The sequence below is a fragment of the Nocardia cyriacigeorgica genome, assembly GCF_010868145.1.
GTDB lineage: Bacteria > Actinomycetota > Actinomycetes > Mycobacteriales > Mycobacteriaceae > Nocardia > Nocardia cyriacigeorgica_D.
In genome coordinates this window covers 230,173-253,464 of sequence record NZ_JAAGUY010000001.1, presented here as the reverse complement: position 1 = coordinate 253,464, position 23,292 = coordinate 230,173, and the positions used below count along the sequence as shown (strand labels likewise).

At 67.5% G+C, this 23,292-nt stretch carries 23 protein-coding genes; 14 read left to right on the top strand and 9 right to left on the bottom strand.

The window, feature by feature from the left end:
- Positions 1 to 94 precede the first annotated feature (94 nt).
- Both GV792_RS01000 and GV792_RS00995 read left to right on the top strand, forming a co-directional pair.
- Positions 95 to 2,899: an aconitate hydratase gene (locus tag GV792_RS01000; protein WP_163821681.1), complete on the top strand. Its 2,805-nt coding sequence runs from the start codon at positions 95 to 97 to the stop codon at positions 2,897 to 2,899.
- 117 nt (positions 2,900 to 3,016) lie between these two features.
- The gene (locus GV792_RS00995) at positions 3,017 to 3,583 is read left to right on the top strand and encodes a TetR/AcrR family transcriptional regulator (protein ID WP_163821680.1); all 567 of its coding nucleotides are present in this window, start codon (positions 3,017 to 3,019) and stop codon (positions 3,581 to 3,583) included.
- A gap of 3 nt (positions 3,584 to 3,586) precedes the next feature.
- Here the strand turns inward: GV792_RS00995 and GV792_RS00990 are convergent, their stop codons facing one another.
- Together GV792_RS00990 and GV792_RS00985 are read right to left on the bottom strand one after the other, a co-directional pair.
- Positions 3,587 to 4,378 carry a hypothetical protein gene (locus GV792_RS00990; RefSeq protein ID WP_163821679.1) on the bottom strand — a complete coding sequence of 264 codons (792 nt, stop codon included), beginning with the start codon at positions 4,376 to 4,378 and terminating at the stop codon, positions 3,587 to 3,589.
- A 119-nt stretch (positions 4,379 to 4,497) separates the two neighbouring features.
- A complete protein-coding gene (locus tag GV792_RS00985) occupies positions 4,498 to 5,007 on the bottom strand; it encodes a MarR family winged helix-turn-helix transcriptional regulator (protein WP_163821678.1) in 510 nt (169 codons plus the stop codon).
- A 54-nt stretch (positions 5,008 to 5,061) separates the two neighbouring features.
- On the opposite strand from GV792_RS00985, the gene GV792_RS00980 reads away from it, so the two are divergent.
- From GV792_RS00980 to GV792_RS00965, 4 genes are all read left to right on the top strand, one after another.
- Positions 5,062 to 5,574, top strand: a complete 513-nt coding sequence (locus tag GV792_RS00980; RefSeq protein WP_256667907.1) for a cupin domain-containing protein — start codon at positions 5,062 to 5,064, stop codon at positions 5,572 to 5,574.
- A 70-nt stretch (positions 5,575 to 5,644) separates the two neighbouring features.
- The gene (locus GV792_RS00975) at positions 5,645 to 6,061 is read left to right on the top strand and encodes an acyl-CoA thioesterase (RefSeq protein ID WP_163821677.1); all 417 of its coding nucleotides are present in this window, start codon (positions 5,645 to 5,647) and stop codon (positions 6,059 to 6,061) included.
- A gap of 350 nt (positions 6,062 to 6,411) precedes the next feature.
- A complete protein-coding gene (locus GV792_RS00970) occupies positions 6,412 to 6,861 on the top strand; it encodes a hypothetical protein (RefSeq protein WP_163821676.1) in 450 nt (149 codons plus the stop codon).
- 44 nt (positions 6,862 to 6,905) lie between these two features.
- A complete protein-coding gene (locus GV792_RS00965) occupies positions 6,906 to 7,835 on the top strand; it encodes a hypothetical protein (protein ID WP_309139057.1) in 930 nt (309 codons plus the stop codon).
- 75 nt (positions 7,836 to 7,910) lie between these two features.
- Here GV792_RS00965 and GV792_RS00960 read toward each other — a convergent pair whose 3' ends face one another.
- Together GV792_RS00960 and GV792_RS00955 are read right to left on the bottom strand one after the other, a co-directional pair.
- Positions 7,911 to 8,156: a helix-turn-helix domain-containing protein gene (locus tag GV792_RS00960; RefSeq protein WP_163822177.1), complete on the bottom strand. Its 246-nt coding sequence runs from the start codon at positions 8,154 to 8,156 to the stop codon at positions 7,911 to 7,913.
- An 81-nt stretch (positions 8,157 to 8,237) separates the two neighbouring features.
- Complete coding sequence (locus tag GV792_RS00955) at positions 8,238 to 9,869, bottom strand: ABC-F family ATP-binding cassette domain-containing protein (protein ID WP_163821675.1); 1,632 nt, start codon at positions 9,867 to 9,869, stop codon at positions 8,238 to 8,240.
- 290 nt (positions 9,870 to 10,159) lie between these two features.
- Between GV792_RS00955 and GV792_RS00950 the strand changes: the two genes are divergently transcribed.
- Positions 10,160 to 10,924 (top strand): SDR family oxidoreductase, encoded by a 765-nt coding sequence (locus GV792_RS00950; protein WP_163821674.1) that lies wholly within the window; start codon positions 10,160 to 10,162, stop codon positions 10,922 to 10,924.
- Positions 10,925 to 10,978: 54 nt separating this feature from the next.
- Here GV792_RS00950 and GV792_RS00945 read toward each other — a convergent pair whose 3' ends face one another.
- From GV792_RS00945 to GV792_RS30185, 3 genes are all read right to left on the bottom strand, one after another.
- On the bottom strand, positions 10,979 to 13,183 hold the full coding sequence (locus GV792_RS00945) for an MMPL family transporter (protein WP_163821673.1): 2,205 nt from the start codon (positions 13,181 to 13,183) through the stop codon (positions 10,979 to 10,981).
- Positions 13,184 to 13,440: 257 nt separating this feature from the next.
- Positions 13,441 to 13,887: a PaaI family thioesterase gene (locus GV792_RS00940; protein WP_163821672.1), complete on the bottom strand. Its 447-nt coding sequence runs from the start codon at positions 13,885 to 13,887 to the stop codon at positions 13,441 to 13,443.
- A 243-nt stretch (positions 13,888 to 14,130) separates the two neighbouring features.
- Complete coding sequence (locus GV792_RS30185) at positions 14,131 to 15,255, bottom strand: PucR family transcriptional regulator (protein ID WP_163821671.1); 1,125 nt, start codon at positions 15,253 to 15,255, stop codon at positions 14,131 to 14,133.
- A 195-nt stretch (positions 15,256 to 15,450) separates the two neighbouring features.
- Between GV792_RS30185 and GV792_RS00930 the strand changes: the two genes are divergently transcribed.
- A complete protein-coding gene (locus GV792_RS00930) occupies positions 15,451 to 15,861 on the top strand; it encodes a nuclear transport factor 2 family protein (protein ID WP_163821670.1) in 411 nt (136 codons plus the stop codon).
- Positions 15,862 to 15,866: 5 nt separating this feature from the next.
- On the opposite strand, the gene GV792_RS00925 is transcribed toward GV792_RS00930, so the two are convergent.
- Positions 15,867 to 16,580, bottom strand: a complete 714-nt coding sequence (locus tag GV792_RS00925; RefSeq protein WP_163821669.1) for a hypothetical protein — start codon at positions 16,578 to 16,580, stop codon at positions 15,867 to 15,869.
- Between the two features lie 107 nt (positions 16,581 to 16,687).
- On the opposite strand from GV792_RS00925, the gene GV792_RS00920 reads away from it, so the two are divergent.
- From GV792_RS00920 to GV792_RS00895, 6 genes are all read left to right on the top strand, one after another.
- A complete protein-coding gene (locus tag GV792_RS00920; protein ID WP_163821668.1) occupies positions 16,688 to 17,734 on the top strand; it encodes a FecCD family ABC transporter permease in 1,047 nt (348 codons plus the stop codon).
- Complete coding sequence (locus tag GV792_RS00915) at positions 17,731 to 18,837, top strand: FecCD family ABC transporter permease (RefSeq protein WP_163821667.1); 1,107 nt, start codon at positions 17,731 to 17,733, stop codon at positions 18,835 to 18,837. Before GV792_RS00920 ends, GV792_RS00915 begins: the two co-directional genes overlap by 4 nt.
- Positions 18,834 to 19,703: an ABC transporter ATP-binding protein gene (locus GV792_RS00910; protein ID WP_163821666.1), complete on the top strand. Its 870-nt coding sequence runs from the start codon at positions 18,834 to 18,836 to the stop codon at positions 19,701 to 19,703. Before GV792_RS00915 ends, GV792_RS00910 begins: the two co-directional genes overlap by 4 nt.
- Positions 19,704 to 19,781: 78 nt before the next feature.
- Positions 19,782 to 20,174 (top strand): BlaI/MecI/CopY family transcriptional regulator, encoded by a 393-nt coding sequence (locus GV792_RS00905; protein WP_163821665.1) that lies wholly within the window; start codon positions 19,782 to 19,784, stop codon positions 20,172 to 20,174.
- A 47-nt stretch (positions 20,175 to 20,221) separates the two neighbouring features.
- Positions 20,222 to 21,160, top strand: coding sequence for a M56 family metallopeptidase (locus GV792_RS00900; RefSeq protein ID WP_163821664.1), 939 nt, complete (start codon positions 20,222 to 20,224; stop codon positions 21,158 to 21,160).
- Positions 21,153 to 22,499 carry a DEAD/DEAH box helicase gene (locus GV792_RS00895; RefSeq protein ID WP_163821663.1) on the top strand — a complete coding sequence of 449 codons (1,347 nt, stop codon included), beginning with the start codon at positions 21,153 to 21,155 and terminating at the stop codon, positions 22,497 to 22,499. The genes GV792_RS00900 and GV792_RS00895 overlap by 8 nt, the downstream gene beginning before the upstream one ends.
- 278 nt (positions 22,500 to 22,777) lie before the next feature.
- Here GV792_RS00895 and GV792_RS00890 read toward each other — a convergent pair whose 3' ends face one another.
- Positions 22,778 to 23,200, bottom strand: a complete 423-nt coding sequence (locus tag GV792_RS00890) for a PPOX class F420-dependent oxidoreductase (RefSeq protein WP_163821662.1) — start codon at positions 23,198 to 23,200, stop codon at positions 22,778 to 22,780.
- Positions 23,201 to 23,292 lie beyond the last annotated feature (92 nt).

Here is a 23,292-nt window from a genome sequence, read left to right as displayed (position 1 = left end):
GAACCAGCACCAGACGGTGCGGGCTGCCCTCCGAAGACGTAGGCCGTCGGCACAGCCCCGCCGACGGCAACCCTCACAGACGAGTGGAGCTGACGTGACGACAAGTATCGATACTTTCGGCGCCAAAGGCACCCTCGAGGTCGGAAGCAACTCCTACGAGATCTTCCGGCTCTCGGCCGTGCCCGGTACCGAAAAACTCCCCTACGCACTGAAAGTCCTCGCGGAAAACCTGCTGCGCACCGAGGACGGCGCCAACATCACCGCCGATCACATCCGCGCGATCGCGAACTGGGATCCCTCGGCTCAGCCGAACGTCGAGATCCAGTTCACCCCGGCCCGCGTGATCATGCAGGACTTCACCGGTGTTCCGTGTGTGGTCGACCTCGCCACCATGCGTGAGGCCGTCACCACCCTCGGCGGCGACCCGAACAAGGTCAACCCGCTCTCCCCCGCCGACATGGTCATCGACCACTCGGTGATCCTTGACGTCTTCGGCCGCGCCGACGCCCTCGAGCGCAACGTCGACCTCGAGTACCAACGCAACGGCGAGCGCTACCAGTTCCTGCGCTGGGGCCAGGGCGCCTTCGACGACTTCAAGGTCGTCCCCCCTGGCATGGGCATCGTGCACCAGGTCAACATCGAATACCTGGCCCCGACCGTCATGGTCCGCAACGGGCAGGCCTACCCGGACACCTGTGTCGGCACCGACTCGCACACCACCATGGTCAACGGCCTCGGTGTGCTCGGCTGGGGCGTCGGCGGTATCGAGGCCGAGGCCGCGATGCTCGGCCAGCCGGTCTCCATGCTGATCCCGCGCGTGGTCGGCTTCAAGCTGACCGGTGAGATCCAGCCGGGCGTCACCGCCACCGACGTCGTGCTCACCGTCACCGACATGCTGCGCAAGCACGGTGTGGTCGGCAAGTTCGTCGAGTTCTACGGTGCCGGCGTAGCCGAGGTTCCGCTGGCCAACCGCGCCACCCTCGGCAACATGAGCCCCGAGTTCGGTTCCACCGCGGCGATCTTCCCGATCGATGCGGAGACCATCAACTACCTGCGCCTGACCGGCCGCACCGACGAGCAGCTCGCGCTGGTCGAGGCCTACGCCAAGGAACAGGGCATGTGGCACGACCCGGCCCATGAGCCCGCCTACTCCGAGTACCTCGAGCTGGACCTCAACACCGTGGTGCCCTCGATCGCCGGTCCGAAGCGTCCGCAGGACCGCATCCTGCTCAGCGAGTCGAAGATCGCGTTCCGCAAGGACATCTACAACTACACCGACGATGCCGTCGCCACCCCGCACACGCAGCTGGACGAGGCGATCGAAGAGTCGTTCCCGGCGTCGGATCCGGCCGAGCTGTCCTTCGCCGACGACGGCGCGATCGACGTGACGTCGGCCGCCAATGGTTCCGAGGGCCGTCCGTCCAAGCCGGTGCGCGTGAAGTCCGAAGAGCGCGGTGAATTCGTGCTCGACCACGGCGCCGTCGTGGTCGCGGGTATCACCTCCTGCACCAACACCTCCAACCCGTCGGTCATGATCGGTGCCGCGCTGCTTGCCCGCAACGCCGTCGAGAAGGGCCTGTCGTCCAAGCCGTGGGTGAAGACCAACATGGCGCCCGGCTCGCAGGTCGTCTCCGACTACTACGAGAAGGCCGGCCTGTGGCCCTACCTGGAGAAGCTCGGCTTCTTCCTTGGTGGCTTCGGTTGCACCACCTGCATCGGTAACACCGGTCCGCTGCCGGAGGAGATCTCGCAGGCGGTCAACGACAACGACCTGTCGGTCACCGCGGTGCTGTCCGGTAACCGCAACTTCGAAGGCCGTATCTCCCCCGACGTGAAGATGAACTACCTGGCCTCCCCGCCGCTGGTCATCGCCTACGCGCTCGCGGGCACCATGGACTTCGACTTCGAGACCGACGCCCTTGGTCAGGACACCGACGGCAACGACGTCTTCCTGAAGGACATCTGGCCGTCCCCGCAGGAGATCGACGACACCATCAAGTCGGCGATCAGCCGGGACATGTTCACCAAGTCCTACGAGACCGTCTTCCAGGGCGATGAGCGCTGGCAGAACCTGAACACCCCGGAGGGCGACACCTTCGCGTGGGACGAGAACTCGACCTACGTCCGCAAGGCGCCGTACTTCGACGGTATGGAGATGGAGCCGGCCCCGGTCGAGGACATCAAGGGCGCGCGCGTGCTCGCGCTGCTCGGCGACTCGGTCACCACCGACCACATCTCCCCGGCCGGTCCGATCAAGCCGGGCACTCCGGCGGCGCAGTACCTCGATGCGCACGGTGTTGAGCGCAAGGACTACAACTCCCTTGGCTCGCGTCGCGGTAACCACGAGGTGATGATCCGCGGCACCTTCGCCAACATCCGGCTGCGCAACCAGCTGCTCGACGATGTCTCGGGTGGCTACACCCGCGACTTCACCCAGGACGGTGGCCCGCAGGCGTTCATCTACGACGCCTCGCAGAACTACCAGAAGGCCGGCATTCCGCTGGTCGTGCTCGGTGGCAAGGAGTACGGTTCGGGCTCATCGCGTGACTGGGCCGCCAAGGGCACCCGCCTGCTCGGCGTCAAGGCCGTCATCACCGAGTCCTTCGAGCGCATCCACCGCTCGAACCTGATCGGTATGGGCGTCATCCCGCTGCAGTTCCCGGCGGGCGAGTCGGCCATCACCCTTGGCCTGACCGGCACCGAGACCTTCGACATCGAGGGCATCACCCAGCTCAACGAGGGTGTCACCCCGCAGACGCTGAAGGTCACCGCCACCAAGGAGGACGGTGAGAAGATCACCTTCGACGCGGTGGTCCGGATCGACACCCCCGGTGAGGCGGACTACTACCGCAACGGCGGCATCCTGCAGTATGTGCTGCGCAACATGATTCGCGGCTGACAGCCGGTTCGTAGCGCAGAGTGAGGTCCGCGCACCGTATCCGCGGTGCGCGGACCTTCGCACTTCGTCCGACTCGATCCGTCTCGTTTCACACCCGACTCCAAGGGAGTTCGCCCCATGCCGAAGGTCAGTGACGATCACCTCGCTGCCCGGCGCAGCCAGATCCTCGATGGTGCGCGGCGCTGCTTCGCCGAATTCGGCTATGACGGCGCCACCGTGCGCCGCCTGGAAGACGCCATCGGGCTATCGCGTGGCGCGATCTTCCATCATTTCCGGGACAAGGACGCGTTGTTCCTCGCCCTCGCCCAGGAAGACGCCGAGCGGATGGCCGATGTGGCGGCCAATCAGGGCATCGTGCAGGTCATGCGAGACATGCTGGCCAACCCTGAGCAGTTCAACTGGCTCGGCACCCGGCTCGAGATCGCCCGCAGACTACGCACCGATCCCGAATTCCGGGCCGGTTGGACCCAGCGTTCGGCCGAGTTGACCGCTGCCACGCTGGCTCGTCTGGAGCGACGCAAGGCCGCGGGCGCGCTGCGCGACGACGTGCCGACCGATGTATTGCTCGGCTATCTGGACCTGGTGCTCGACGGCCTCATCGCGCGAATCGCCTCGGGTCATACGAACGAGAATCTTTCGGCGGTACTGGATCTCGTCGAGGCCTCGGTGCGCCGCAGGGAGTGATCTTCAGAATGTCGCGTTGAGATAGTTCGCGGCGTGGGTCGTCCAGAGGACACCGGTGCCTGGCATGTCATGGCCCGAATAGCGCACGTGCTGACCGTCGGGCCATGGCGTGAGATAGCCGATGACGCCGTGCACCGCCTCGGCGTAGCGGGCCGCATTACCGAGTGGGTCGGCCAACAGGAAGCGCAAGAGTTCGGCGAAGATCAGCGGTGCCACATTCCCGATCCGCGCGCCCTCGACGAACGAGAACGGCGAGATCCCGACATCGATGATGCGTAGCGGTGAATCCGCGCGCACCGAGGTGATGATGTCACCCGGGTTGGCATATTCACGCACCTCGAGGTCGGGCCACTCGCCGCGCTGTCCGTGCAGGCCAAAAGTATCGGGTGGGCACAAATGACCCACCGACTCCCCCGCGCGGCGAAGTGGATTGGCGAAGTTCACCGCGAACGCGATCTCGAGCGGGCTGCCATCGGTATTGGTATATGTTCCGGCCCGCACCCCCTCCAAAATCCGGCTCGCACAGATCGACCCCAGCGAATAGCTCAGCAGCCCACACACATTCGGTGACTGCTGAATCGCCGCGACACCGGCTGCGGTGCCGAGACGGATCGATGTCTCCAGCGAGGGGCCCCAGACGTCCGGCGACGGGCCCACCGAGGCGGGCCAGTCCGGTTCGAAACTCCGGAACCGCTGCGGATCCAGCAGTTTCGTGACGTCGCGCAGCATGCCCGTTGGAGCGCCGCCGGGATCGCGCGGCTCCCCGGTGCCGCGGAGTGTGATGATGTCGATCATCGAAATCCCTCCTCACCGGCCCCGCCGATGAATCGACGCGGGCACCCTACGGTATGACCGGGCCGAGACCGGGGCCCGAACAGCGAGCTACTCCCATTGTGCCCGCAACGAGCCCAGGATCAGGGGGTATCGGATTCCAATCCGGTGAGCAATATGCGGACGATGCGGTCCAGTTCGCGCCGGTCGGCGGCGGAAAGCACCGCCAGCAGCCGGGTTTCGTTCGCGGTGTGGGCAGTGACAACGGTATCGATCAGTGTGCGGCCGGCCTCGGTGAGCGCTACCCGGATGGCCCGGCGGTCGGCGGCGTCGGCGATGCGGCGTACCAGCCCGGCCGATTCCAGCCGGTCGAGCCGTCCGGTCATCCCCGCCCGCGACAGCATGAGTGTGTCGGCGAGTACGGATGGGTTCAATTCGAACGGGTCCCCGGCCCGCCGCAATGCCGCGAGCACATCGAATTCACCGCGTTGCAGTCCGTGCGCGGTGAATACCGCTTCGACTTCCCGCCGGGCCACGGCCTCCAGCCGTGCCAGGCGTCCGAGTACCGCCATCGCCTCCAGATCGAGGTCGGGCCGTTCGCGGCGCCATTGGGCGGCGATCGCGTCCACCGCGTCGGTTGTCGAATCGGTCATGGACAGCATTCTATTCGCTAGGATATAGTTCGGTAGCGAATTATCGACTAACGAATGACTGGAGCCGCCATGCCGACCACCGACCGCACAGCCGCCATCCGCCGGCCCCAGGACGCCGAGCGAGTCGGCACCGACGCCACACAGGTGCGGCTGCTCATCGACTCCGATGAGGCGGGCGGGTCCGTCAGCACGGTCGAGGTCACCATGAGCCGGGGCGCCGACGGGGCGGCTCCGCACTACCACACCCGCTCCGACGAGCTGTTCTACGTCGCCGACGGCGAACTGCAACTGCTGGCGGGCGACGAGATCGTCACCGTAGGCGCGGGCGGATCAATCCTGGTCCCCCGGCTCATGCCGCACGCCTTCGGCGCGACCCCCGACACCGGGACCCGCATCCTGATCGCCCTCATGCCGGGCGTGGAACGGTTCGAATACTTCCGCCTGCTGGACCGGATCGCGAAGGGCGAGGCCACCCTTGCCGACCTCGGCGCCTCCCAGGACGAGTTCGACAACCATTTCGTCGACGCACCGCACTGGTGGCGCGAACGGACCGCGGGTCGCGACTGACACACCGGCTGTGACACACGTATCACCGGCCGGCGGGAACATCTGGAGCCGCGACGGGGTTCGCCAAGGCATGACCTTCTCCGTCCCCGTCGTCGTCCGCGGATACGAGCTCGACACCCAGGGCCACCTGAATCAGGCGGTGTACCTGCAGTATGCGGAACATGCTCGGTGGGAGCTGCTGCGCGCAGCAGGGGTCGCCCAGGACAAGTTGATCGCCAGCGGCGTTGGCCCGGTCGTGCTGGAACAGAACATCAAGTATCTGCGCGAACTGCGCGGCGGCGACGAAGTCGATATCACCTGCGAGTTCGAGTGGCAGGACGGCAAGGTCTTCACCATGCGCCAGCAGATCCGCAAGCTCGACGGCACTGTCTCCGCCGAGTTCCGGGTCACCGGCGGTCTGCTCGACCTCACCGCACGCAAGCTCGTGGCCGATCCGCGTGACCGGTTCCGCGCGCTCGCCGATCGCGCCGATCTACTCGGGATCTGACACTGCGCCGGCCGACGCGCGTGTTGGTCATCGCGCGCCCGGGCGCGTCACGGATTGCCGGCTCTTTCTGAAACTCTCACGGGCCTGATCGCCCTCGCCTCGCGGCCCCACGCCAATCTCGGGCAATACCTCTCGGCGGGACACCACCCACCTGCGATAGCCGTACGGTTGCGCGCCCGTATCCGCCCCGGCACCGAAAATCTTTCGGCGCAAGCGGTTCCCGCACATAATTCTGGTTTGCCGGAGGCGCGGTAAATCTCCCGATCCGGGCCGTGGACAACCCCGCGCGCGATATGATTCGGAGCACGCTCGGGGGTCCTGGCAAATTGTGAGCAGATCGGAGTTCCATCATGACCGATGCCATCCACTTCCCCGGCGCCGCGGCGACCGGTGATCGTGTTCCCGCACTGCAGGGCATGCTCGTCGCCCAGTCGGAACGCGATATCACCGTCCGGGTCGCCGAGGGAACGTGGACCTTCCGGCGCACCGATGTGCTGCGGGTACTCGAATCCGATGCTTCGGCGGCCGCACCCGGTCGTCCGGTGTTGGTCGACATCCGTCCCGGCGCCACCGCCGACTTCACTCGCAGGCTGCGCATCGACGTGGTCGACCGGCCCATGACACTGGCCGCACCACCCTCACCGGCCTTCGGTGACGATCTACTACGCGAGCTCACCGAATCCTGGGCCGACGAGCTCCAGCTGCTCGACGCCCCCGGCACCGGCGCCACTTTCACCTATTGCCAGACGAAATCGCATGCGGGCAGCGACGACGGCATCAACTGCGACAGCCTCGACTGAGCGGCGGGCAGGTGGCCGCACCCCGGACGGGCTCGGTACTGATCGTGTCCGAATCCGACGATCTGCACGCGACCGCCATGGCGGTGACGCTGCGAGAACACCACGGCGTCAACCCGATTCAGCTGGATGTGCGCGACTTTCCCCGCGAGTCCGGTAGTTTCCGGCTCGACCGGCTCGGCACCTCGCGGTCGATGTCGCATCTCATCGGCCTCGACGAGGTGCGCTCGGTGTGGTGGCGTCGGCCGCATCCGAGCCAGGTACCCGCGGGGGTGCGCGCCACCGACGACGCCTTCCGCCAGGCCGAATGCGATGGGTTCATCCAAGGCTTGCTGTGGTCGATCCCTGCGCTGTGGGTCAACGACCCCGGCAACGATCGCACCGCCAACCGCAAGATCGTGCAGCTCGAGACCGCTCACCGGGCCGGGTTCGCGATACCGGAGACCCTGATCACCAACGATCCGGACGAAGCCCGAAGCTTCGTCGAATCACGGCCCGCCGCAGTCGTTTACAAGCGCACCGGCACCAGCCGCGCCGAATTCGCCGAGACCAGGATCGTCGGTGAATCCGACCTGACCCGACTCGCGGGAATCCGGTCTGCACCGACCATCTTCCAGGACTACATCGTCGCGCAATGCGATCTGCGGGTGGTGTGGGTCGACGGCGTCGCCTGGACGGTGCGCATCGATTCGCAGGCGGGGGCGGGGCGGGTCGATTCGCGACTGGACACCTCGGTCGAGTTCGCACCCGCCCAGCTGCCCGCATCGGTCAGCAAATCCTTGGCAATGCTCATGGGTGCGCTCGGCCTGAGTTTCGGTGTGCTCGATCTGCGCCTGGGCGTGGACGGCGAGTACTACTTCCTCGAGGTCAACCCGCAGGGTCAGTTCGCGTATCTGGAGATCAAGACCGGACTGCCGATCTTCACCAGTCTCGCGAACCTGCTGGTGCACGGCGATGGATCGGTCACCGGCAGCTGAGGGCTGCCGCCGACCTCGCGCATGCGGAAACGCCGCGATACCGGAGCCGATGCCGATATCGCAGCGGGACCTTCGCTACCGGGCTTTACGCCGATTCGCCCCACCACGGCTGCGGAGCTGCACGTGCGACTCCACCAGCACGTTGTGGATGAAGCCGTAGGAGCGGCCGGTGGACCGCGCCAGCGAACGAATGCTCGCCCCCGCCTCATACTGCTTCTTCAACTGCGATTGCAGGCGGTCGCGCGACTTTCCCGTGACGCGTGTGCCCTTACCCAACGTGGTCTTTCCCGATGTGGCTCTGTGTGCCGGCCTGTCGCTCATGGCTTCCTCCGAGTCGCCGAGCAGCGTCATTCCAGGCTAAGCACTCCACGGTCCGTGATCAACGGATTCGGGTGATGAAAATCACGCGAGCTGAATCAGTTCCAGATACTCGGCCGACCAGTGGTCCTCGGTGCCGTCCGGCAGCAGGATCACCCGCTCGGGCGAGAGCGCTTCGGCCGCGCCAGGGTCGTGGGTGACCAGCACGACCGCGCCCGCGTAGGTGCGCAGCGCGTCGAGCACCTGTTCGCGCGAGACCGGGTCCAGGTTGTTGGTCGGTTCGTCGAGCAGCAGCACATTCGCAGCCGAGGAGACCAGACCGGCCAGCGCCAAGCGGGTCTTCTCACCACCTGACAGGGTGCCCGCAGGCTGGTCCAGCTGCGGGCCGGTGAACATGAACGCGCCGAGCAGGCCGCGCAGCTCCTGTTCGCCCGCATCCGGGGCGGCGTGGCGGATGTTCTCCCACACCGTGGCGTTGTCGTCGAGGGTGTCGTGCTCCTGAGCAAAGTAGCCCACCTTCAGCCCGTGCCCGGCGACCAGTCCGCCCGCGGTGGGCTTCTCCACCCCGCCGAGCAATCGCAGCAGAGTGGTCTTGCCTGCACCGTTGAGGCCGAGCACCACGACTCGACTGCCCCGGTCGATGGCCAGATCGACGCCGGTGAAGATCTCCAGCGAGCCGTAGACCTTGGTCAGGTTCTCCGCCATCAGCGGCGTCTTGCCGCAGGCCGCGGGTTCGGGGAACTTGATCCGCGCCACCTTGTCGGCCACGCGCACATCGTCGAGCTCGGACATGAGCCGCTCGGCGCGTTTGACCATGTTCTGCGCGGCAACGGCTTTGGTCGCCTTCGCACCGAGTTTGGCGGCCTGAGCGCGCAACGCCGAGGCCTTCTTCTCGGCGTTGGCTCGTTCGCGACGGCGGCGCTGTTCGTCGGTGGCGCGGGCGTCGAGGTATTTCTGCCAGCCCATGTTGTAGACGTCGGCTTCACCGCGCACGGCGTCCAGGAACCACACCTTGTTCACCACGTCGGCGAGCAGTTCGACGTCGTGGCTGATCACGATCAACCCGCCCTCGTGGTTCTGCAGGAACCCACGCAGCCAGGTGATGGAGTCGGCGTCGAGGTGGTTGGTCGGCTCATCGAGCAACAGGATGGTGTCGGAGCGACCGCCGCTGCCGTCGGAGGCGGCGAAGAGGATGCGTGCCAGCTCGATGCGGCGACGCTGACCACCGGACAGGGTGCGCAGCGCTTGGCCGAGCACGCGGTCGGGGAGGCCGAGACTGTTGCAGATGCGCGCCGCCTCGCTCTCGGCGACGTATCCGCCCAGCGCCGAGAAACGCTCCTCGAGCCGCCCGTACTTGCGGACCGCGCGGTCACGTTCGGTCTCGTCGGCCACCTCGGCCATCAGCGCCTGCTGCTTCTCCATATCGCGGATCAGCGTGTCCAGGCCCCGCGCCGACAGGACGCGGTCGCGAGCGAGGACGTCGAGGTTGCCCTCGCGCGGGTCCTGGGGCAGATAGCCGACATCGGTCGAGCGCAGGATCTTCCCCGCATAGGGTTCACCCTCGCCTGCGAGAATGCGCAGTGTGGTGGTCTTGCCCGCACCGTTGCGCCCGACCAGCCCGATCCGGTCGCCCGCCTGCACGCGTAGGGCCGGCCCTGGGGCCGACAGCAGTGTGCGGACTCCGGCCCGGACCTCCAGGTCGGTCGCGGTGATCACAGATGTCTCCTAGGTGCGTGGTGGGGATGCTGCTCGATTGTGCGATGCGATGCGCACACGAACCACCGATTTTACCTGCCGTACCCCGCCGTCCGGACACCCGGCGGACGTGAGAGCCGTTACCCTCGCCGCGCATGCGACGGTTTGGCTCTGTACCGCCCAGCACCTCGGAGCGCAGCAGCTGGTATGTCGCCCATGACCACCACCCGGCACGAGTCCGCCACCGAGCTCGCCGGCCCCTGGCCACAGCCCCACACCACCGGGCAGCGACTGAAGTAACGTGACATCACATGACTACGGATCTGTTGGGCAAGAGCGCGCTGGTGACCGGAGCCAGCCGCGGAATCGGTCACGCGGTGGCCGCCGAGCTGCTGCGCCGCGGCGCGAATGTGCTGATCACCGCGCGTAAGGCCGAGCCGCTGGAGCAGGCGGCCGCGCAACTGCGCGAACTCGGCCATCAGGGTGAGGTCGTGGCACTGGCGGGCAACTCCGGTGACGCCGATGCCCGTGCGGCCGCTGTCGACCGCGCGGTGACCGAATTCGGGTCGCTCGACATCCTGATCAACAACACCGGCATCAATCCTGTGTACGGCTCGCTCATGGAGGCCGACCTCGATGCCGTGCGCAAGATCTTCGATGTGAACGTGGTCGCTGCGCTCGGCTACATCCAGCAGGCCCACCGGGCGTGGATGGGTGAGCACGGCGGTTCTGTGGTCAATGTGGCCAGCGTGGCCGGTATCCGGTCCACCGGCGTGATCGCCGCCTACGGCGCGTCCAAGGCCGCGCTGATCCGCCTCACCGAGGAACTGGCCTGGCAGCTGGGCCCGAAGATCCGGGTGAATGCGGTGGCTCCCGGCGTCGTGAAGACCTCCTTCGCCGATGCCCTCTACTCGGCCGACGAAGAGGCCGCCGCGAAGGTGTATCCGCTGAAGCGACTTGGCGCGCCCGAGGATGTCGCGCGGCTGATCGCGTTCCTGGTGTCGGAGGAGTCCGGGTGGATCACCGGCGAGACCGTGCGGGTCGACGGCGGTCTGCTGTCCACTGGCGGAATCTGAGATCGATCCAGCGATTCGGTGGTGTCCGCGTCCGCGCGGACACCACCGTCGTGTTCAGACCCCGACCGGCTGACGCCAGTCGTCCCTGTCGACGGGTGCCGACGGTAACGCCGGCCCCTCGTCCAAGCCGTATCGATCGTGTAGGCGCCGCAACGGACCGGGCGCCCACCAGTTCCAGTCGCCGAGCACCTTCATCGCCGCGGGCAGCAGGAACCCGCGCACTAGCGTCGCGTCCACCAGGACCGCCAGTGGCAGGCCGATACCGAAGGCCTTCATGAAGGTGATGTCGGAGGCGAGGAACCCGAGGAACACCAGTGAGATCAGCACCGCGGCGGCGGTGACGATGCGGCCGATGCGTTCGAGGCCCACTGCGATGGCGACCTCGTTCTTGCCGGTCTGGTCGTACTCCTCGCGGATCCGTGCCAACAGGAACACCTGGTAGTCCATGGCGAGGCCGAACGCGACACCGAACAGCATGACCGGCACCGTGGCGGGCAGATCACCGGTGACGGTGAAATCGAGCAGGCCGGACAGATGCCCGTCCTGGAAGATCCAGACCAGCGCACCGAAGGTCGCGGTGAGACTGAGGAAGCTGAGCACGACCGCGAGCAGCGGCAGCACCACGCTGCCGGTCAGCAGGAACAGCACCACCAGCATCACCAGGATGACGAACCCGAGCGCGATCGGCAGGGTCGAGATCACCTCGTCGATGGCGTCGGCATTGGCAGCGGCCACACCGCCGACCAGTACCGCTGAGGGCGCCTCGGCCGCGCGGACGTCCTGCACGATCTGATCCAGTGCCCCCGGATCCGTCGTATCCGGCACCACCGACAGGTAGGCGGCGGGCTCGGCAGCGAACTGTTCGTGGATGTCGGTGGCCGGGGTCAGCAGCCCGCCGTGGGCGTAGCTGCCGGTCGCGGTGTCGACGCGCTGCACGTTGTCGATATCGGAGATCGCCCGCGCGTAGCTGTCGAGGCCGGACTTGTCCTCGGGCAGCACGATGAACAGACCACTCTGCTCGGTGATGGTGAAATCACGCTGGATCGCTTCGGTGACCTGGCGGTTGTTCATCGACTCGGGCAGCGAACGTTCGTCGGGGAAGCCGAGTTTGATGCCGAGGAACGGCGCACCGAGCACCAGCAGCAGCGCGGCCACCGCGAGGCCGATCGGCACAGGCCTGCGCATGACGGCCGTGGCCAGCCGATGCCAGAAGCCTTCGCCGGGGGCGGGCCGCGGCGCACGGAAGAACCAGCCGAGCTGACCTTTGTCGATGCGGGTGCCGACCAGGTACAGGATCGCGGGCAGCACGGTCAGGGAGACCGTGGCGGCGATCAGGGCAACAGCGAGGCCGGCGTATCCCATCGAGCGGACCGCGAGTAGTGGGAAGAACAGCAGCCCCGCGAGCGCGACAGCGACGGTCGCCGCGGAGAAGGCGACGGTGCGCCCGGCCGAGCGCATGGTGGCCGCTACCGCAGGGCCGGGGTCGGTGCCCGCGACCAGTTCATCGCGGAATCGGTTGATCATCAGCAGGCTGTAGTCGATGGCGAGGCCGAGCCCGAGCAGGGTGGCGACATTGGTCGCGGTCGCGGCGAGGTCGGTGGCGAGAGCGAGCAACCACAGGGTTCCCATGGTGATCATCACGGTGACCACGGCGACGACCAGCGGCAGGCTGGCCGCGACCAGTCCGCCGAAGACGAACAGCAGCGCGATCAGAGTGATCGGGAAGGCAATGGATTCGCCCATCACCACATCTTTTTCACTCTGCTGCACGGTTTCGCGCAGCAGCATGGCGTAGCCGCCGATGCGCACCTCGACCGGGCCGCGGGTGCCTTCGAAACGTTCGGCGATATCGCCGACGCGGCGGTCGACTTCGGCTTCGTCGCCCAGGATGCTGGCCACGACAAGGCCTTTGCGTCCATCGGCGCTGCGCATGGCCGGTGTCTTGTCGGTCCAGTAGGAGCCAACGCCGGTGACGCCTGGTTCGGTCTTCAGCCGGTCGACAAGCTCGGTCGCGGCGGTGGCGACCTCGTCATCGTCGATGGGCCGGTCGGCTTCGACGAGCAGGACCAGGTTCGGCGGCGCCTGGCCGAACGTGTCCGCCAATGCCTCGGTGGCCCGACTGGATTCGCTGTCGGGCGCTATGTATCCGCCGCCCTGCACCTTGTCGAACAGGGTCGAGCTCAGCATCCCCATGGCCAGTGCGAGCACCGCGAACACGGCCAGAATCTGCCGGCTGCGCCGCCTGGTCAGTCCCAACACAGCGTTTTCCCTCACTCCCGCGCGGCCGCGCCCACCCGGTGGGGCGCCACCCTTCTCACGTTCACTTCGGGTGACATCGGCCACCGGGCGCCTCGGCCGACGCCCGCGCGATCGTAACAACCCGCGCTGCAAAGCCGCTGAGCGAGAAGAGTTTCCATCCGCTCCCCGACCGCGGTTCACGATCGCTACAAATTAGCCAGGCGAACGATCGGTCGCTCGACCACGGCATCGCGGCATCGCCGCAGCCGCGCAGGCGATCAGGGCTGTTTGGGCAGGTTCTGCAACCGCACCTGACCGCGCGCCACCTGCCTGCCGGTCTCGTCGGTGATCACGACCTGCCACAGTTGCTGGAGCCGGCCCTGATGCAGCGGTGTGGCCTCGCCGACGAGCGTGCCCTCGCGGACCGCGCGCAGGAAGTCGGTGTTGTTGTTCACGCCGACCACATTGCCCTGGTCGCCATACCAGACGCCGCCGCCGACACTGGCCAGCGATTCGATGACAGTGCACAGCACCCCGCCGTTCTGGATGCCCGCGGGCTGGTGCAGCTTCGGGGTGACCTCCCATTCGCCGCGGACCAGATCCGGGCCGACGGCGGTATAGCGCAACCCGATCACATCGGTGAACGTGCCTTCGCTGTACTTGGTCATGAGTTCGGGGGTGATGTCGGCCAGCGAGGCGGGCGCGTGGGTCTGCTGTTGCGTCATGGATCAACCATTACACCCACCGGAACGAGCCGGCCGCGCCACCTCCCGGAAGCGGAGCCGGAAGACATAGCGACGGGCCCCACCGAAGTGGAGCCCGTCGCGGCAATGGATCGGGGGTCACCGCAGCCCTCGGGACACTCGCTCGATCCGTACGCCGGAACCGAGTATAGGTCAGGCTTACCTAACTAGGCAACCCGTTGCGCGTCGCCCCTCGAAACGGCTCACGTTGTGGTGCTCCGGGAATCATGATGGCGGGCCGCCGGACGCCCGGAGCAGCCGGGCCTGCAAGGCCAAATACAGCAGTGTGGCGTCGGCCGGTACCGCCAGCACGACACCGGTAAGCCGTTCGACGCGCTTGAGACGGTGCAAGACCGTATTGCGGTGCAGGTGCAGACGCTCCCCGACCGCCGCAGTCGAGCCCGCGAGTTCGAACCAGGCCGACACGGTACGGACCAGATCGTCGGCATCGTCAGGACGGAGGCCGTCGAATGCGGTAATCGTCTCGGAGAGAACATCGGTGGCGAGTTCGGGGTGAGCCGCGATCAAGGCACGCGCCGGCGATGACGCGTACCGGTGGATGTCGGCATCGTCCGGGCCCAAGCACCGGAATGCCAGGCGCGCTTGGTCGAGCGCGACGGGCGCGGCAGCGATATCGCCGAACGGCTTGCTGGCACCCGCCCGAGACCGCACCGCGCGCAGAGCGTCCTCGAGTTCGCCGGGAAACCGCGCGGCGACCAGGGTCACCGGATCGTCGGCGACGACGGTCCGGATGGTCGTCACACCGGACACATCGAGGCGCATATCGCCGACCAGGATGATGAACGTGCCCCGAGCCGGCAGACCAAGCCGTTCGCACAGGCGCGCTCGCTGCGCCGGAGGGAGGTCGGGATCGAGCAACGCTCGCAACATCCGTGGCGTTGGCCGTTCATCGCCTGCGGCCACGATGTGCCGGTAGGCGTCGGCCGCCGCGACCGAGTACTCGTCCACCGTCGCCCACACCACGGTGGACAGCCGCGACAGCGCGGGGCCGTCGGCCTGGTCGGCCCGTTCGACGATGATCTCCCAGAACGCCAATCCGGCGAGGCGGAAGGCGTGCAGCAGACTGTCAAGCGAGACCCCACGCTCGGCCTTGAGACGACCGGTGCGGCGGGCGGGCTCGAGTGAGTATGGTGCGCCGGCGATGGCGTCGAGCATGGAAGCGAGATTGTCGGACACGACGGTTGTCAGTTCGTCGTGATCCAACGCGGCAGCGCTGTAGTCCTGGTCGTCGTAGTTGATTCTGGCGGTGACCCTTTCGGAGATTTCCGCCAAGTCCGCACGCAGCCCCCACAGCAACGGGGTCGGCTCGGCGGGTAGGTCCCGGGTCACTCGAGCCAGTCTAATTTCCGTTGTGCGGGCGCACAACGGAATGGGCGAAGCAGAGGCAGCCGCCCGTCGCCACGGAGGCCAGGCGCCGGAGACACTCGATGTCCACGATCAGTGTCGAATTCCAGCGACCGACAACCGATTTCCGGGCCGATCGCCGATGTCGCCGGCCCGACACCAGGACAGGAGTTCATCCATATGAGCGCTGCAACCCGCGATCTGTTCGACCGCTATCACGCCTGCTGGGCCGACCGCGACCCGGACCGCATTGTCGAGTTTCACGCCGAGGACTCGATCTTCCACCTGCATTCGGGGCAGGAACCGGCACGGGGCCGGGCCGCCATCCGCCAGGCCGCGGCGGGTACGTTCGCTCTGGTACCCGACCTGACCTTCCGTCTGGTCTCGTTGCGCGTGGGCGAAGACTTCTGGGTGGTGCAGTGGCACCTGACCGGGACATCCGCGACCGGCAATCCGGTGGCCGTCGATCTCGCGGACTTCGTGCTGGTCGAGGACGGCGCGGTCAAGGAGAAGCATTCCTATGTGGACGGGGTCGCGATGCAGGCCGCCGTCGGCCCTGCGACCCTCGACCGAACGGCCTCTGCCCGATAGCGGACTCACCTCACCAGGACACCCGTTGCGCGGCGCACCGGTAGCCCGCGCTCCTCCAGCGCCATGAGCAGGCCCTGACCTCGACGCATACCGACCGCCGCGTCGGTGCGCGCCAGATCGGGCACGTATGTCGCAGCGCCCGAGACGGATTCACCGACCAGACCCCAGAACCGTCGCGCACTCAGACCCGCACACCGGGTCAAGCACTCCTGGATCAGGGTCAAAGACGGCTCGCAGCGATGGGCCAGCCAGACGAACATCGCCTCCTCACATGGCAGCCCGACCACGCCCCGCTCCCCCACGCTCATATCCTCGTCGAGCGCGCGGATGGTGGTGTCGACCAGGCCCGCCCAGTCGATACCGCCGTCGTTGTCGGTATGAATCCAGAGGTTCTCCAGGCCAGGGTCCCAGGCCCGCCCCTCGGCGACCAGCAGCGCGACCACCCGGCCGATCACGGCGTGAATGAGCGCGGTGGCAACGACTTCGGCCGCGGTATCGGCGCTGATCATCTCCGCGGCATGTCGCCTGTACATCAGCTCGATCCGACCCTCACGCAGTCCGTCCGCCAGCCGCCACCAGCGACGTTTGCCTTGATCCGCCATGGCGGCGACGGCATACACTCTCGGATGCTCCGGCTGCAACGCCCGCAGCCGGTGACAGGCGCGCCCGAAGGCAGGCTGGGTGGTACGGCACGTGCCAGTAGTCGCAAGTTCGGGCATCGAACCTCCTCGGGGTGGACTCCGTCGCGGTAACACTCGGAAGATAGGTTAGCCTTACCAGACCTGGCAAGTATTGCCTCGAACACAGTGAGGAGTCTTCCGCCGCCGTGACCGCCCTTGCGACCATGAGGCGGCGTCGTATCACCGGTCTCCTGCTGCTGACCGCGCTGCTGGGGGTGACGCTGATCGCCAGCGTCGCGATCGGTACCCGATCGCTGGCCCCATCCACCGTCTACGACGCCCTCGATCACGCCCTGTCCTGTTCGGACGGACCGTTCAGTTGTTCCGCACTGTCCACCGAGGAGGAGATCGTGCGCGGGCTGCGCCTGCCGCGCACCGCACTGGCCCTGGTCACCGGGCTCGCGCTCGGTATGGCCGGTGCTCTCATCCAGGGCTACACCCGCAACCCGCTGGCCGACGCCGGACTACTCGGCCTGAACGCGGGCGCGGCCTTCTTCGCGGCGCTGAGCATGTATCTGTTCGCCTTCACGGCGCCGGAGCAGTACATCTGGTTCGCGTTCGCGGGCACACTGATCGCCGGAGTGATCGTGTTCGGCGCGTCATCGATCGGCGCGGGTTCGGCAAGCCCATTGAGCCTGGTACTCGCCGGCGCCGCGGTCACGGCATTTCTGCAGGCGCTGACCAATGCCATCGTCACCCTCGACACGAGCGCGCTCGACAGCTACCGGTTCTGGGTGGTCGGCGAGGTCGCCGGGCGGGGTGCCGAGGTCTTCTGGCAGGTGCTGCCGTTCCTGGCCGCCGGGGCGGTGCTTGCCGTGATCGCCGCGCCCAGCCTGAATCTGCTCAGCCTCGGCGAGGATGTGGCGCGCGGTCTCGGCGTCCACATCGGCCGCAGCCGGGCACTCGGGCTGCTCGCGGTCGTGCTGCTGTGTGGGGCGGCGACCGCGGCGGTCGGGCCGATCGCCTTCATCGGGCTGGTGGTTCCGCATATCGCGCGCGTGTTCACCGGTCCCGACAATCGTTGGCTGATTCCCTATTCGGGACTGTTCGGCGCACTCGTCCTGCTGATCGCCGACACCGCGGGCCGGGTCGTCGCGCGGCCGGGCGAGCTCCAGGTGGGCGTGATGCTGGCCGCTGTCGGCGCGCCGTTCTTCATCGCGCTGGTTCGGCGACGGAAGCTGGTGAGCGTATGACGGTCTCCCTGACCAAGACCGCCGAGACTTCCGCACCGCGATTGCGTGCGGCGGTCCGCGTCGGCCCGATCTCGCTGGTGCTGCGCCCGCGCATGGTCGTGATCATCGCGGTGCTCGCTGTCGCACTGTTCGGCCTGTTCTGCCTCGACATCGCCATCGGAGAAACGCATCTCGGTTTCGGCAAGGTGCTCGACGTGCTCGCCGGTGGCGGTAGCCGCTCCCAGCGCTTCATCGTGTTCGAATCCCGGCTCCCGCGCGCGATGACGGCGGTGGTGGTCGGTGCGGCCCTCGCGATCGCAGGCGCCATCACCCAGTCGATCCTGCACAATCCGCTCGCCGCGCCGGACTTCCTCGGTATCACGTCCGGCGCCGCTCTCGGCGCGGTCGCGGTGATGGTCGGGACCGGCGGCGCGACCACCGGTCTGGCCATCTCGCTCGGCACACCGATCGCCGCGATGCTCGGCGGGCTCGGCACCGCCGCGGTGATCTACCTGCTGGCCTGGGGACGTAATCCGCTCGGTGGAAGCGGCGTGACCGTGATGCGACTGGTGCTCATCGGAGTCGGTGTGAACGCGCTGCTGCTGGCAGCGATCAACTGGATGCTCACCCGCGCCAGCCTCGAAGACGCCGCCCGCGCCCAGCTGTGGCTGACCGGTTCGCTCAATTCCGCCGACGATTCCAAGCTGATTCCGGCCTCGATCGCACTGCTGGTGGTGCTGGTGGTGGCCGTCGGGTCGGCCAGGACGCTGGCCGCGCTGCGGCTGGGCACCGACACCACCCGCGTGCTGGGTGTACGGATCCAGACCCAGCAGGCAGTGCTGATCGGTGCCGCGGTCATCGGTGCGTCCGTGGCAACCGCCGCGGTGGGGCCGGTCGCGTTCGTCGGGCTCTGTGCCCCGCAGATCGCCCGCCGCGTGCTGCGCACACCCGGTGAACCGCTCATCGGTTCGGCGGTGATCGGTGCGATCCTGGTAGTCGGCGCCGATATCGTCTCGCGCACGCTGTTCTCGGTGGAACTGCCGGTTGGGATCGTGACCGCGGCTATCGGCGGCCCGTTCCTGCTGTTCTTGCTCGTTCGTTTGAATCGGAAGGCCACGCTGTGAAGACCGGAGAAGCACCACCCAACGGCTCACATCGGCTGGCAGCCGACGGCGTCACGCTCGGTTACGGCGAACGGGTCATCGTCGACGGATTGAGCCTCGATATCGCCCCCGGCGTGATCACCACCGTGATCGGCCCGAACGGCTGCGGCAAATCGACCCTGCTGCGATCGCTGGGACGGCTGCTGAAGCCGAGCAACGGACAGGTCCTGCTCGACGGCAAGGCCATCTCGTCGATGAAGACCAAGGACGTCGCGCGCATCGTCGGCATGCTGCCCCAGACTCCCGTGGCGCCGGAAGGACTGACCGTCGCCGATCTGGTCTCGCGCGGGCGTCATCCGCATCAGTCGTGGATCCGGCAGTGGTCGGCCACCGACGAATCCGAGGTGCTCACCGCCCTCGAACAGACCGGTATCGCCGATCTGGCCGATCGTGCGCTCGACGAGCTGTCGGGCGGTCAGCGCCAGCGGGCCTGGATCTCGATGGCGCTGGCACAGGGCACCGACATTCTGCTGCTCGACGAGCCGACCACGTATCTGGATCTCGCGCATTCGCTCGAGGTGCTGGATCTGGTCGACCAGCTGCACGACGAACTCGGCCGCACCGTGGTGATGGTGCTGCACGATCTCAACCTGGCCATCCGCTATAGCGACCAGCTCATCGTCATGCGCGACGGACGAATCATCGCGACAGGCGCGCCGGCCGACATCATCGACGCCGAGCTGCTGCGCGAGGTATTCGGACTCGAGGCCACCGTGCTGGAAGATCCGATGTCGGGGCGGCCGATGATCGTACCGATCGGCGCCAGGCATGTCGTCGGTACGGTGGGCGGACCGGCCCGTGTCGACGCGCCGGCCGACGGAGTATGACCAATACCACACCGGCTACCAGCCAGTTACGACACCCTGTAGTACGCATCAGTGTCGTTGAGTCCGTAAAATTGTGGAATGGCAGGACTTGGTGAACTCGAGAAAGCGGTCATGGACCAACTGTGGTCGACCGACGAACCGCAAACGGTCCGGCAGGTGCACGAAGCGCTGTCGGCGCGCCGCGAGCTCGCGTACACCACGGTGATGACGGTGTTGCAGCGTTTGGCGAAGAAGAACCTCGTCGTTCAGCGGCGCGATGACCGCGCCCACCGCTACGCTCCGGTCCACACCCGCGACGAGCTGGTGGCCGGCCTCATGGTCGATGCATTGCAGCAGGCCGAGGAAGCGGGCAGCCGTGCGGCCGCCCTGGTGCACTTCGTGGAACAGGTCGGTAAGGACGAGGCTGCAGCGCTGCGTGAGGCACTCGCTAAGCTCGAAGCAGATGAGGACACCGCACCACCGTCTCCGTGACCGCAGTGTCTTCGACCCCTGGCCCCACAACGCAGTGAGCTGAGTCGATGAACGCAACCGCGCCGGTCTTCGCCGGTCTCGCATTGCTTCTCGCGGGGCCTGCCCCAGCCCTGCTCGCCCGGTCGAAGTGGACCTATCGCACCCCGCGGGCAGCGCTCGTGCTGTGGCAGGCCATCGCGCTGGCCGCCGTGCTCAGCGCCTTCGGTTCGGGACTGGCGATCGCCAGTGAGCTGTTGGTGCCCGGCGAGGACGGTCGGCCCACCACCTCGCCGACCGATGAGATCGATGCGCTCGGGCTACCCCTGTGGCTGGCCTATGTGTTCGTGTTCGCGCTGACGTTGATGGTCGGTGCGCGCCTGATCTACGCCTCCATTCGCGTCGGCGTGCACACCCGGCGCCGTCGGGCCCGTCATCGGATGCTGGTGGACCTGCTCGACCAGAGCGGGCCCGAACGCCGTGCCGCCGATATCCGGGTGCTCGCCGCGTCCGAGCCGATCGCCTACTGCCTGCCCGGACTGCGCCAGCGTGTCGTGGTGAGCGCGGGCACACTGGACAATCTGGATGAGCGTGAGCTCACCGCGATCCTCAGTCATGAGCGTTCGCATCTGCGCGCGCGCCACGATCTGGTGTTGGAGGCGTTCACCGCGGCGCATGAGGCGTTCCCGCGTTTCGTGCGCAGTAAATCCGCGTTGGATTCGGTGAAGTTGCTGATCGAGCTGCTCGCCGATGATTCAGCGGTCAAGGTAACCGGGCCCAAGCCGCTGGCCCGGGCGCTGGTGGCGTGCTCGAAGTCCTCCGCCCCGCAGGGCGCCCTTGCCGTCGGCGGGCCCAGCACACTGATCCGCATCCAGCGGTTGTCCGGTCCGCTCGGCGATATGAAGATCGCCGCCGCCGCCTATCTGGGTTCGCTGGCCATCCTCGTGGTGCCGACGCTTGCCGTCGCGATTCCGTGGCTGGTCGAGTTGACGCGGCTGTTCCGTGCCTGAACCCGCCACTGCCCCGGCCACATTCGCCGCCCTTGGACTGCCGGTCGTGCTCGTGCACGCGTTGGGCCGCGAGGGAATCGACACGCCGTTCCCGATCCAAGCGGCGACCATCCCGGATGTGCTCGACGGACGCGATGTTCTCGGCCGCGCCCCCACCGGCTCCGGCAAAACTCTGGCCTTCGGTCTGCCCATGCTGGTGCGGCTGGCCGGTGCGCCGTCGGCTCCGCGACGGCCGCGCGGGCTGGTGCTGGCGCCGACCCGCGAACTGGCCGCGCAGATCGAGAGCGCACTCGATCCGGCGGCCCTGGCCTTGGGACTTCGGCTCGGGACCGCCGTGGGTGGCCTGCCGATCAAACGTCAGGCCGAGCGGCTCGGCCGCGGCGTCGACCTGCTGATCGGTACCCCCGGCAGGCTGGCCGATCTGGTCGCCCAGCAGTCGCTGTCGCTGGACGCGGTGCGCGTCTGCGCCATCGACGAGGCCGATCATCTCGCCGAACTGGGCTTCCTGCCGCAGGTGCGTGAGCTGGTCGATCGGGTGCCCGACGATGCCCAGCACCTGTTGTTCTCGGCCACCCTCGACGACGCCGTCGACGAGGTGGTGCGCCGTTACCTGCGTGAACCGGTCGCCCATTCCGCCGACCCGGCGCCCGAGATCGACACCGTCGCCCCCGCTGCGGCCCACCACCTGCTCTTTCTACGCAAGGCCGACAAACGCGAGGTGATCGCCGAGATCGCCGCCCGCGACGGCCGGACCCTGCTGTTCGTGCGCACCCAGTACGGCGCTGACAAACTGACCGGACGCCTACGCGAGGCCGGGATCGTCGCCCAGGCGCTGCACGGCGGCAAGACCCAGAACAACCGCAACCGCGTGCTGGCCGCATTCGCCGACGGCTCGGTGCCGGTGCTGGTGGCCACCGATGTCGCCGCCCGAGGCATCCATGTCGACGCCATTTCGCTGGTGGTGCACGTCGACCCGCCCGCCGAGGCGAAGGACTATGTGCACCGTGCGGGCCGCACCGCCCGCGCGGGCGCCACCGGGACGGTCGTCACCCTGGTGACCGAAGACCAGCGCGCTGAAGTCACGGCGCTCACCCGCCGCGCCGGCATCGACGCCGCGGAAGTCACCGTCGCGCCCGGCGATCGGCTCCTTCGCCGCCTCACCGGCGCCCGCACACCGCCGGGCGTCCCGATCCCCGCGCCCGCGCCCACAACGGCCGCATCGGCGGCGTCCGCCAAGCCACGACGCCAAGGGCGCCCCCGCGACACGCCCGGGAAATCACGACGCCACACCGGAGATTCGACCCGGTCAGGAGCACGCCGCAACCGCCGCGCAAACTGATCTGCTCGCCCCGGCACCGCCATCCGCGCCGACGGCCGCGTCAGCTCGTCGACCCCGCCCGCTTCTGATGGACACCTGCCTGCGATGTCGCGGCGGCGCGAATCGCCGCGCGAGCAAACCGGCACAGTGTGCACTTTCGGCCGGCTGCGCGGACGGCAATCGGCCCGGCCGGAGCCAACGGCAGCTCGGTCGCAGCGGCTTCCACGCCATGCCCGCGACTCATACGACCAGATGGAGCCGGCGACAGACGTGCGCCCCACGTACCCCGGCCGCGGCGCTCAGTCGGCCCGACGGTGGTCCGTCTTCCGCGCCGGATACCAGGATTCCCCCGCAGGTTCGCCCGCCATGTTCCAGCTCCACGACACCGTCGGCGTGATGGGGACGAACACGCCGGGGCCCACCATGCCGACTCGCTCGACCGGGTCGCCCGCCTCGCCGTAGACACGGATCGCGCGGGCGATGAACGGATCGATCGACACCAGATCGTCGACCACAAGCGCCACCTTGCGGCGGCCTGCCCGGATATTGCGGAACTTGCGCGTGTCCAGGACGGCTGCGCCGACTCCGCCGATCCAGAAGTAGGTCCCGTCGTATTCGTACGACAGCGGCACCAGATCGGGTTGATCGTCCTCGCCCAGCGTGGCGACCCTGGCCACCGGTTGCGACGCCAGGTAAGCGAGTTCGTCCTCGGTGAACGCCATGGCGATGGCTCCTTTCCTCAGCTCCGGGCGGGGCATATCACGGCGGCACGAAGCCCGGATCGACCATCACCTATGAGGCCGTGCGGCGCAAC

Coding starts and splice junctions, on each gene's coding strand:
- GV792_RS00940 (WP_163821672.1), bottom strand. CDS start 13,887: ATGACGCAACAGCAGACCCACGCGCCCGCCTCGCTGGCCGACATCACC.
- GV792_RS00905 (WP_163821665.1), top strand. CDS start 19,782: ATGGCAGGACTTGGTGAACTCGAGAAAGCGGTCATGGACCAACTGTGG.
- GV792_RS00995 (WP_163821680.1), top strand. CDS start 3,017: ATGCCGAAGGTCAGTGACGATCACCTCGCTGCCCGGCGCAGCCAGATC.
- GV792_RS00960 (WP_163822177.1), bottom strand. CDS start 8,156: ATGAGCGACAGGCCGGCACACAGAGCCACATCGGGAAAGACCACGTTG.
- GV792_RS00915 (WP_163821667.1), top strand. CDS start 17,731: ATGACGGTCTCCCTGACCAAGACCGCCGAGACTTCCGCACCGCGATTG.
- GV792_RS00890 (WP_163821662.1), bottom strand. CDS start 23,200: ATGGCGTTCACCGAGGACGAACTCGCTTACCTGGCGTCGCAACCGGTG.
- GV792_RS00900 (WP_163821664.1), top strand. CDS start 20,222: ATGAACGCAACCGCGCCGGTCTTCGCCGGTCTCGCATTGCTTCTCGCG.
- GV792_RS00980 (WP_256667907.1), top strand. CDS start 5,062: ATGACTGGAGCCGCCATGCCGACCACCGACCGCACAGCCGCCATCCGC.
- GV792_RS00990 (WP_163821679.1), bottom strand. CDS start 4,378: ATGATCGACATCATCACACTCCGCGGCACCGGGGAGCCGCGCGATCCC.
- GV792_RS00925 (WP_163821669.1), bottom strand. CDS start 16,580: ATGCCCGAACTTGCGACTACTGGCACGTGCCGTACCACCCAGCCTGCC.
- GV792_RS00975 (WP_163821677.1), top strand. CDS start 5,645: ATGACCTTCTCCGTCCCCGTCGTCGTCCGCGGATACGAGCTCGACACC.
- GV792_RS00985 (WP_163821678.1), bottom strand. CDS start 5,007: ATGACCGATTCGACAACCGACGCGGTGGACGCGATCGCCGCCCAATGG.
- GV792_RS00970 (WP_163821676.1), top strand. CDS start 6,412: ATGACCGATGCCATCCACTTCCCCGGCGCCGCGGCGACCGGTGATCGT.
- GV792_RS00950 (WP_163821674.1), top strand. CDS start 10,160: ATGACTACGGATCTGTTGGGCAAGAGCGCGCTGGTGACCGGAGCCAGC.
- GV792_RS00930 (WP_163821670.1), top strand. CDS start 15,451: ATGAGCGCTGCAACCCGCGATCTGTTCGACCGCTATCACGCCTGCTGG.